1 protein-coding gene is annotated in these 244 nt (G+C 54.5%); it reads right to left on the bottom strand.

What is annotated here, in order from left to right; genetic code table 11:
• Positions 1-244 (bottom strand): ABC transporter substrate-binding protein (locus EOD29_RS34250; protein WP_164764066.1); only part of this gene is annotated, 244 nt, incomplete at both ends.

Genomic DNA, 244 nt, shown 5'->3' with positions numbered 1-244 from the left:
ATTCTCGGTGGCATATTTCCAGCCCTTCATCGAGGCGCGGACGAACTTGACCATCTTCTCCTTGAAGGCCGGGTCTTTCAGCTTGTCTTCCATCGCATAGAGGCCGTCTTCGAGAAGGTCGTTGCCCATTTCAGTGTAGTTGAAGACCGTTAGTTCTTCCGGCTTGAAGCCGGCATCGATCGCCTGCCAGTATTCGTTATAGGTCATGACGGAGATGCAGTCGGCCTGCTTCTGGACGAGCGGC

The sequence above is a fragment of the Mesorhizobium sp. M1A.T.Ca.IN.004.03.1.1 genome (genome assembly GCF_003997555.1).
GTDB lineage: Bacteria > Pseudomonadota > Alphaproteobacteria > Rhizobiales > Rhizobiaceae > Mesorhizobium.
This window is presented reverse-complemented; position numbering and strand designations above follow the sequence as displayed.